This window comes from Enterococcus camelliae (assembly GCF_042685105.1).
GTDB classification, from domain to species: Bacteria; Bacillota; Bacilli; order Lactobacillales; family Enterococcaceae; genus Enterococcus_G; species Enterococcus_G camelliae.
The window spans coordinates 1-8,417 of the sequence record NZ_JBHUMO010000024.1 but is presented as its reverse complement, the minus strand read 5'-3'; the positions used below and the strand labels follow the sequence as shown (position 1 = coordinate 8,417).

Sequence of the window (8,417 nt, the reverse complement as noted above, 5' to 3'; positions counted from 1 at the left end):
CTTCGGTATCCCGTATCTCAGGCAAGAAGAAACTACATTTGGGTCAAAGGGTTTTAAGTCCGTAAGGACTCAGAACCCCGCGACTTAAGTCGTGGGAGGTTCAGAAGCAATCGATTGTAGTGTTGCTTTAATCAGATCTTCTTTTGTCGTTCCCCGCGTAATCCCAAACATTGCTCCCCGCGCATCTTGGTCCCAGTATGGTGCGCCCAGACCAACAAATGCAGGTACGACATAGACTTCATCATCATTTTTCGATTGGCGAGCTGCTTCTTCTGAGTCACTTGATTTTTCTAGCATTTTTAAGCCGTCACGTAGCCATTGAATGGATGAACCAGCCACGAAGATACTTCCTTCTAAGGCATAATAGACTTTGCCATTAATCCCATAGCCAATGGTTGTCAATAGATTATTTTCGGATAAATGCGGTTCTTCCCCAGTATTCATCACGATAAAGGAGCCCGTACCATACGTATTTTTAATCATTCCTGGTTCGAATGCCATTTGCCCAAATAACGCCGCTTGTTGGTCACCTGCCATGCCTGAGATAGGCACTTCACTACCATAGAAATGGAAGCCTTGTGTGTAGCCATATACTTCTGAATTGGATACTGGTTTTGGTAACATCACACGTGGAATATTTAGCAAGTCTAAAATTTCTTGATCCCAATCCAAATCATGCAAATTAAAGAGCATCGTGCGACTGGCATTGGAGTAATCTGTGACATGCACACCACCGTCTGTTAGTTTCCATGTTAACCAAGTATCAATCGTACCAAAAAGTAATTCTCCTTTTTCTGCTCGCTCTTGTGCACCTTCAACATTATCTAGAATCCAGCGAATTTTCGTTGCTGAAAAGTACGCATCGATGATTAATCCTGTCTTTTTATGGAAGAAATCACTATAACCTTCATCTTTTAAGTTATTGGCGATGGGTGCTGATTGACGTGATTGCCAGACAATCGCATTGTAAATAGGGCGTCCTGTTTCTTTTTCCCAAACAACGGTTGTTTCCCGTTGATTGGTGATTCCAATCCCCACTACTTGTGAAGGCTTGATGCCTGATTCAATAAATGCGCCGGCAATGACCGATTGTACAGAATTCCAAATTTCATTTGCATTATGTTCCACCCAGCCTTCATGTGGAAAATATTGTGTAAACTCTTTTTGGGAGCTACCAATTTGTGTCCCTTTTTTATCATAGATAATTGCTCTGGAACTAGTTGTCCCTTGGTCAATTGCCATAATATACGTTTGCTCTGTCACTGAAATTCCTCCTCAATGTTGTAATCGTTTTCTTTCCTATAGTTCTATCATACAGCGAAATACTTGCTTACACCTGTCAAAAAAAAAGTTATTTTCCTTTTTTTTGACAGATTCCACGTTACATATGGATTTACATGTAAAAAAAAACGATAGCTAGGGCAAAATCACTAGTATCGCTTGTTGCTAATTTTTATGATGGCGAATCTGTTCGATGAGCTGCTTAATCGCTTGTAAATCATAAGTTGAAACAAATTCAGAGAGCATATACCACTGATTCGCCTGATAATTTTTGGGAGGTGCTTTTGGTGAAATGACCAAATCATAAGCTTGACTGTCGTCATATTCACTGACTTCCACCCCATTCAGTGGACGCAATTCTAACTGAATCAGCTGATAAAAAGGAAACCGATAAGTCGATAAATTGGTAAAGTCAATAGCCACATAGACAGTCTGGGTTACAGAAAAATCAATCATCATCAAAACACTCGCATAGCTAATAACTAAAAAGTCATGTAGGGTGGTCTGCTGTACCTGATAGTTATCCAATTGTTTGAATACTAGGACCAACAATTTATTTAATCAATGTTTTGCCAAGTAAGCGCCGTTGAAGTGCAATCATATGTTGGCGGTCATACAATTCAATGCGCCCTTGTAAAAAGTAAACGCGATTATTGATGTGGGCAATTTGATAACCAAATTTTTTTTCAAGCTGAATGGCTAGTCTCCGGGGTCGATAGTACAGTAAAATCGTCTCTCTAATGTAAGTATCTAACACTGCTGTCGGTAATTTCTTACTACGCAGCAAATCATATTGATAGAAGTCTTCTTCTTCGAATACTTCAAAGCAAATTAAAAATACATAAAACAACATTGTCTCGTAACGACTATTTTCAACTGCTGTTCGTGCAAGATACAGCGTCATGAATTCATCGATTGCTTGGTACAATACATCATCCATGAAGTAGGTTAATTTCTTTTTGGTTTCCATTTGTACGGGTTTTTTGACTAACCAACGCTTTTGCATGATTTTTAGCCACAGACTGAGCTTTTGACTATTTGCCTGCGAAAACGTCACATCAAGATGTGACTCTAAAGCCCGCACAAAACGGTCCACGTCCACTGGCCATTGATTCGTTAAATGTGCTCAGGTAACGATAACCATTTTTCCTCAAAAAAAGAATGCCCCTTCCATAAGTCATTCTCTTTGATTGAAGGCTGTTAGACTAAGCGCTTCTTAATCCAAGCATTGCTTTTTAAGCGTAAGGCAAAAATCCCCCCACGTACGCCCCATTCAAGACACATCGCTGCCCAGATTCCCAAAAGGCCATAGTTCAACGTAATACCAAGCAAGTAGCCTAACACAATCCGCACGCCCCACATGCTACTTAAGGAAACCAAAGAAGTAAAGTTGGCATCCCCAGCCGCCCGCAAAGCTGACGGAGTGATAAAGCTGACGGGCCAAAAAAGAATACGGAAAAAAATGACCATTACCGTAATCCAAAAGACACTAGACTCCACTGCCGCCGGAGCATTGAATAGTTCAATAATCCAAGGATAAAGCACCAACAATAACGCCCCAGCGACTACTGTTGAGAAAGAGGACAATCCCAAAAATGACCGCCAAAATCGTTTAACACTCTGGGTATCTCCCGCACCAATGGATTGACCCACAATTGGAACCAAGGCCAGTGAGAGCGATCCTGGGATAATCTCCAATAACATCGTTAACGACGTTGCGATGGCATTAGATGTTAGCGCCAATGTTCCCATCCCAACAATAAAAATTTGCGTGATGATTTTGCCACCATTAAAAAATAATTGCTCTGCGGCAAAGGGAAAGCCGACCACCAAGACCCGCTTCATCATTTGCCAATCTAAGTGGACCATACGTTTGATGGTGATGGCTAGTTCGTGGTTGCGGTAGAGCAGATACCATAACGACAAGAGTGCCCCGGCAATGCGCGCAAGATTAATTGCAACGGACATCCCCACAATGCCAAAATGAAACACCAAGATGAATAGTAAATTTAAGCCGACATAGCTAAAATTGGTCACAAAAGACAAGAAAAAGGAAGTTTTTGTGTCTGCAACCCCTCTTAACACGCCACAAGCCGCCTCAACAATGGCCAAAGCGGGATAACTCGCAACGGACCCAATATAATAAATTCGCGCATTTTTCATCACGGCTTCACTTGAGCCGCCAAAGACACCCGATAGGATTTGTTGATGGAAGACCAGCATAATTATCGTAAATACCAACGCTAGTAAAAAGACGGTGACTAGCGTATTCGTTGCCGCTCGCTGAAGCAATGCCTGATCTCTTTTCCCTCTTGCTTGCGCTACGAGCACCGTTCCTCCAGTCGCCAAAGCAATAAAAATACTAACCAAAAAAATATTTAAGGATTCGACCATATTTACCGCACTGACAGCCGCGATTCCCGCCGAACTAATCATCGCAGTATTAAAAATAGCCATCCCTATAATAAAGCTTTGATCAACCACGATGGGCAATACCAATTTGCCAACTTCATCTGGAGTGAATAGCGTACTACTGAAATTCTTTTTGATTGTCTGCTGCAACCAGTTCATTTTTTTCACTCCCCCAAAGACTGTTTGTATTATTATACCCATTCTCGAATAAAAATGGTTCATTCTATAAAAAAAAAAGCGCCGTCGTTGTCGTGACCCCCAAAAGCCAGTTTGATTGTCGGATGGTTTCTTTTTTTGTTAGAATGAATTGGAACCATTATTTTCTCTTGAGGAGGTCACCACTTTATGGAAACAGTGCAATTGAATACTGGTATTCTGATGCCGGTTATTGGAAGCGGTACAAATACGTTTGGAAAAGAAAACCGCGAGTATATGGGAAAAATCAATGGCGATACCACTGAAATCAAAGAAGCCGTTGCCAATGGGTACCGCTCTTTCGATACGGCCATTATGTATCGGAATGAAGCCGTTGTGGCAAAAGGGTTGAAAGAAACAGGTCTTCCACGGAAGGAATTTTTCTTAACGTCAAAAATCCCTGGTGAGGAAGCCTATTACAAAGATGCTGCTGCGGTCAAGGAAGGCGTTGAAAGTAGCTTGGCTGCGCTGGAAACAGACTATCTTGATTTGTATCTGATTCATCATCCTTGGGACAACCTAGAGCAAATGCTTGCCATGTGGCGTATACTTGAAGCATTTGTTGATAAGGGTGTCTTAAAAGCAATTGGTGTATCGAACTTTCGCTCTGATCAGTTGGCTTACTTGCTCGAACACAGCCGAATCAAACCTGCTGTGAATCAAATCGAATCTCATCCTGGTCACTGGAATGAGGAGCTAGTTGCCTTCTGTTTAGCAAACAAGGTGGTTCCTGAAGCCTGGGGACCGTTAAGTAAGGTGTCTGCGGAAGCCAAAGAAATTTTAGAACAAATCGGTGCAACCTATCACAAAAATTGGGCACAAGTAGCTTTGCGCTATCAAGTGCAGCGTGGTGTGGTTGTTATCCCTAAATCCCATAACAACGAACGTCAACAAGAAAACCTGGCGCTCTTTGATTTTCATCTATCCCAAGCAGAAATGAAAAAAATTGCTACACTCTAATCAGTTACGCTTCTAGAGATCATCAATAGGTGGTCTCTTTTTTTATTTCAGTAAATTTTCACGAAAATAAGGTTTTTTGCTAAAAAAAACTTGAAATCACTCTCTTTTTGTTCTAAAATCTGACTAATCATAATTTTTAGAAAATTTAGACAGTTATTGCGTTTAAGTTTCATAGGGGGAAAACACATGGATACCGAACAAGCAACACCACTAACCAAAAAAGCAATTGTAAAAGATTATGTCTACAAAGTTTCTGCTGGCATTTCAAACGCCGTCTTGGTTGCATTAGGAATTGGCTTATTATTTGAAACGATTGGCAAATTTACAGGTATTGCTGAAATCACTCAAATTGGGACCATGGCGAAACTTTTGTTGGCACCTGCCTTTGGGGCTGGGATTGCCTATCAATTAGGGACAAATACGTTGGTGCTTTTTAGTTCTATGATTGCCTCTACCGTTGGCGCGAATGCTGTCTATTTTACCCAAGACAATGTATCGAGTATCACCATTACTGGCCATACTGCTTCCCAATTAGCTGGTGGTGGGATTTTTACAACAGGACAACCTATTAGTGCCGTATTAGCGGGCCTCATCGCTGCGTTGGTCGGAAAGTGGTTGTCTGGGAAAACGCCACTCGATATGATTCTGGTTCCTTTTGGTAGTCTTTTTATTGGTGGGATTAGTGGGGTGCTTTTGGCCTATGTCACGACCCCTTTATTATTGTGGCTCAGCCAAATGATTGCAAACTCCGTCCAAATTTCACCCATTATTGGTTCAATGGCCGTCGCTCTCGCTTGGAGTATTTTGCTGATGACGCCTGCTTCTTCTGCGGCCTTAGCAATTGCCCTACAGCTTGATCCCATTTCTTCTGCTGCGGCCTTAATCGGCTGTACAGCTCAATTTGTCGGCTTCACTGTTATGAGTTATCGCGAAAACAAAATTGGTGCCAACATCGCCCAAGGCTTGATTACGCCAAAAATTCAATTTGCCAATTTGACGTTGCATCCACAAATGGTGATTCCGCCGTTTCTTTCAGCAATGATTTGTGCCCCGATTGCAACCGTCCTTTTTCATTTCGAAACGACCTACGAATTGGCTGGTTTAGGATTAAATTCTCTGATTGCGCCTCTTAATTTGTGGGCGACGAATTTCAATGGTTTTTTGGTCTTTCTATTCGTTGGGGTTGTTTTGTCAGGCATTCTCTCATATGTTCTTTACTATGTGATGGTTAAAGTCGGCAAAGCACGCAAAGGGTACTTAACAATCGAAATGCAATAATCAGAAAAATTCCCTAGCTGGAATAGAATAAAACATGAAACCGACCTCCAAAAGTTAGCTTTCTGGAGGTCGGTTTCATCACTGGCTGGGGAATTTTTCAGTTATTGCTTGTCGTGTTTGGCGATAAATTGGTCGATTGGCTGACGAAAATCCGCATAGTTTGCTTCTAATTGTGCCCGTGACCAATCCCACCATTTGATGCGTTCCAACGCAGCAATCGTAGCGTCATCAAAGCGGTATTTGATTGGTTTTGCTGGTACACCCCCAACAATTGCGTACGCGGGAACATCTTTGGTCACTACCGCATTTGAAGCAATGACTGCCCCATCTCCAACTGTCACACCTGCTTGAATCACCGCACCATGACCAATCCAAACATCGTTGCCGATTGTCGTAATTTTTTGTTTTCGGTTGGTTAAAAAAGTTTGATCTTTTGCTGGAAACCCATATCCTTCACCGTTGTATGCAAAGATATGTTGACTCGGCCAATCGTAGGGATGATTGGTCGGACCAATGCGGACCATTGAAGCCATGCTAATAAATTTTCCTAATTGACTATTTTGAATAAAACAATATTGACCGGTGTAGGAATAATCGCCTACAGTTACATTGTCGAGATGATTTTGTTCACCAATTTCCACGTACGGTCCAAATGTGGCGTCTTTCATTTCGGTTTGCTTGCCAATTATTGGTTCTTCCGTAGTGAATTTAATCATTTCAATATGCATCGAAACACTCCCTTGCAATCTTTTACTATCATTTTACACGAAAAACCGCTAAAATTTGAATGAAATGAAAAAAAAGGAGGTGTTCAAATGTATACCATCCTCACACTTGGTGACTTATCAAGCAGACTAAAACGGCGGATGTCCGCTCAGCATTTTTCTTTTTCTGAGGATATTGAGCAACCAGATGCCATTTTTGTTCGGAGTGCGAAAGTTCCCACAACGTTGTTCACAGACCGTTTGTTAATGATTGGGCGCGCTGGAACGGGGCTGAACACCATTGATGTTGCAGCTGCTACAGCGAATGGAACGGCCGTTTTTAATACACCTGGCGTGAATGCAAATGCAGTCAAAGAATTGGTATTAAGCTGTATGCTACATTCGATGCGCCCACTCAAACCAGCCCTTGAAATGGTACAGACATTATCAGGAGACGACCTGTTGGAACAAGCCGAAGCCCGACGCGGTGAATTTGTAGGCGAAGAGCTAGAAGGAAAAACTGTTGGCATTTTGGGCCTAGGTTCCATTGGTTTGCAAGTGGCCAAATCTTGTCATGATTTAGGCATGGATGTACTGGGCTTTGCTCGACGCATGCGAAATGAAGATTATTTTACCCAAGTGGACCAGCTAGACTATTTATTGAAGCGTTCAGACTTTGTGATTATCTTGCTGCCCTTGACTGAAGAAACTCGGGGATTAATCAACCAACAAACCCTGCTTTTAATGAAAAAGAAGGCCATTTTGCTTAATTTTGGGCGAGGAGAAATTGTCGACAACCAAGCAGTCATTACGGCCTTAAATGAAGGACGTTTGCGGCTGTATATCTCCGATTTCCCTGCAGCTGACCTACTCCATCATCCCAAGATACGTCTTTTGCCACATATTGGCGGTACCACCAATAAAGCCTTGACTGATAGTGCGACAACAACCCTTCGAAGCATGCGGGACTTTTTACTATTTGGTCATACCCATCAATCGGTGAATTTTCCTGAAGTGTCCTTACCGTTTCATGCCCCTATCCGCCTAACCTTGTTTTATAAGGACTACCCACATATTTTTGCCCACTTGTCAAAATTGATTTCACAATTTGATATTGAGATTGATATCTTAACAAGTGATCGCAAGCAAGGCTACGTCTATACATTGATTGATTTGGATGAAATGGATTTTGAAAAAGTTCAACGGTTGGCTGAAACAATTCAAACCAATACCGATGTCATTCGGGTACGGACCATTCAGAATATTTATTAAGCGCCAACGGTTTCCCGCTAATTTCAGTTGATTGCTTATGACTCATTGGATTTGTTTGCTGAAATAGGGACAACCTTGGCCTGCACAAAATCGTGACAGCTCATCCGCTCTCTTGATTCATATTTTGATAACGATTAGCACGTCATAGTGTACGTTGCTTCAGACTTACTATGGAAAGGTGGAACACAGTTGTCCTATAAATGTTACATTTTTGATTGAACCGAGCGCGCACACCCGTGACTTTAGTTGTGGGTAAGCGCTCGTCGGAACCAAGTTCCGAAAACGTACAGTCAGCATATTGAGAAATCAATGTGT

Annotated in this window: 7 protein-coding genes and 1 pseudogene; 3 read left to right on the top strand and 5 right to left on the bottom strand. The window is 41.9% G+C overall.

The genetic code is table 11. The features are described from left to right. Positions 1 to 105: 105 nt before the first annotated feature. From glpK to ACFSR0_RS03710, 4 genes and pseudogenes are all read right to left on the bottom strand, one after another. Positions 106 to 1,263: pseudogene (glpK, locus tag ACFSR0_RS03725) on the bottom strand (glycerol kinase GlpK); the annotation flags it as partial. A 183-nt stretch (positions 1,264 to 1,446) separates the two neighbouring features. Continuing rightward, positions 1,447 to 1,809: a hypothetical protein gene (locus tag ACFSR0_RS03720; RefSeq protein WP_379980040.1), complete on the bottom strand. Its 363-nt coding sequence runs from the start codon at positions 1,807 to 1,809 to the stop codon at positions 1,447 to 1,449. Positions 1,810 to 1,834: 25 nt separating this feature from the next. Next, complete coding sequence (locus tag ACFSR0_RS03715; protein ID WP_379980038.1) at positions 1,835 to 2,365, bottom strand: hypothetical protein; 531 nt, start codon at positions 2,363 to 2,365, stop codon at positions 1,835 to 1,837. A gap of 116 nt (positions 2,366 to 2,481) precedes the next feature. Beyond that, positions 2,482 to 3,852: an MATE family efflux transporter gene (locus ACFSR0_RS03710; protein ID WP_379980036.1), complete on the bottom strand. Its 1,371-nt coding sequence runs from the start codon at positions 3,850 to 3,852 to the stop codon at positions 2,482 to 2,484. 186 nt (positions 3,853 to 4,038) lie between these two features. On the opposite strand from ACFSR0_RS03710, the gene ACFSR0_RS03705 reads away from it, so the two are divergent. Both ACFSR0_RS03705 and ACFSR0_RS03700 read left to right on the top strand, forming a co-directional pair. Further along, positions 4,039 to 4,848, top strand: a complete 810-nt coding sequence (locus ACFSR0_RS03705; protein ID WP_379980031.1) for an aldo/keto reductase family protein — start codon at positions 4,039 to 4,041, stop codon at positions 4,846 to 4,848. A gap of 186 nt (positions 4,849 to 5,034) precedes the next feature. Further along, a complete protein-coding gene (locus ACFSR0_RS03700) occupies positions 5,035 to 6,126 on the top strand; it encodes a PTS transporter subunit IIC (RefSeq protein WP_379980029.1) in 1,092 nt (363 codons plus the stop codon). Positions 6,127 to 6,227: 101 nt separating this feature from the next. Here ACFSR0_RS03700 and ACFSR0_RS03695 read toward each other — a convergent pair whose 3' ends face one another. Further along, positions 6,228 to 6,854, bottom strand: coding sequence for a DapH/DapD/GlmU-related protein (locus tag ACFSR0_RS03695; RefSeq protein ID WP_379980027.1), 627 nt, complete (start codon positions 6,852 to 6,854; stop codon positions 6,228 to 6,230). Between the two features lie 87 nt (positions 6,855 to 6,941). On the opposite strand from ACFSR0_RS03695, the gene ACFSR0_RS03690 reads away from it, so the two are divergent. After that, entirely contained in the window at positions 6,942 to 8,102 is a 1,161-nt protein-coding gene (locus tag ACFSR0_RS03690) for a 3-phosphoglycerate dehydrogenase family protein (protein ID WP_379980025.1), read from the top strand. Positions 8,103 to 8,417 lie beyond the last annotated feature (315 nt).